Annotated in this window: 1 protein-coding gene and 1 pseudogene; one reads left to right on the top strand and one right to left on the bottom strand. The window is 60.4% G+C overall.

The window, feature by feature from the left end:
* The coding region (locus EN750_RS35845; protein WP_127399387.1) for an aminotransferase class V-fold PLP-dependent enzyme at nt 1-489 on the top strand (489 nt) is incomplete at its 5' end.
* 252 nt (nt 490-741) lie between these two features.
* On the opposite strand, the pseudogene EN750_RS40145 reads toward EN750_RS35845, so the two are convergent.
* A pseudogene (locus EN750_RS40145) lies at nt 742-1,069 on the bottom strand (TetR/AcrR family transcriptional regulator); the annotation flags it as partial.

Genomic DNA, 1,069 nt, shown 5'->3' with positions numbered 1-1,069 from the left:
CCCTACAAGGTCGAGGCCGGCACCTTCATCTACGAGAACGTTTCCGGAATGGATGCCGCCGTGCAGTATCTTGAACTGATCGGCCGCAATCTGGCGCCGTCCAACAACCGCTCGCGGCGCGACAACATCGTTGCCGGCATGGGCGCCATCCGCGACTATGAGCTGGTGCTGGCGCGTGAGATGCTGGCCGTGCTGAAAGGTTGCGGCGCGACCATCTACGGCGTTGCCGACGAGGCCCGCATCAATGAGCGTGTGCCGACCTTCTGCTTCAACATCGGCAGACTGTCGCCGCAGCGGGTCGTCGAGGAAATGGCCGAGATGCAGATCGGCATCCGCGACGGCCACATGTACGCGCCGCGACTGATGAAGCGTCTCAACCTCTCAATGGACAGCGGCGCCATCCGCGCCTCCCTGGTCCACTACAACACCGTGGGCGAAATCCACAAGTTCGGCGAGGCGCTGCGCGCCATCATCGCCAAGCTGTCGTGATCGGCGTCTAGAGCGAGATGCAGTCAGGCCGAACCGGCGTGGGCTCCATCTACCTTCAGCGCATTTGGTGCGACGCCAAGTTATTCCACCTAGCTGAAAACGCTCCAAGTCAAAACTCGGTCGGCTGGCAGCCGCAAATGGCTGGTCAGAAATGGACGCTAGGACCGCGCCAGAAGCGGCCATTCGGATATGCATTTCGGAACGATGGGAACGGGGCCGACAACGGACTGTCAGCATTTATCGGTAGAATGGCTATTGGGTCGGCCAGGCTCTCATCGCGATATCAGCGATGCGGTGGAGTTCGTCTGGCTGGGCTCCGCTCGCGGCCTCGACGGCGATGCCGCGCAGAATTGCAACCAGGTATCCTGAGAGGGCAGCTGTATCGGTGTCCTTGCCGACATCACCGTCTATCTGAGCACGTTCGAGACGTTTAGCTATCTGGTTTCTAAGTTGCCCGCGTCGAAGATTTGTCTCCTTGCGGGCCGACGCGCTGTCGTCGCTCCCTATCAGGGCACCATGCACCATAAGGCAACCTGGCGGATTTCTCGTGTCGGAGTGGAACGCGCATGCACCATATATC

The sequence above is a fragment of the Mesorhizobium sp. M7A.F.Ca.ET.027.03.2.1 genome, from assembly GCF_003999175.1.
Classification (GTDB): domain Bacteria; phylum Pseudomonadota; class Alphaproteobacteria; order Rhizobiales; family Rhizobiaceae; genus Mesorhizobium.
The sequence above is the reverse complement of the archived record's forward strand: the minus strand, read 5'-3'. Positions and strand labels throughout refer to the sequence as shown.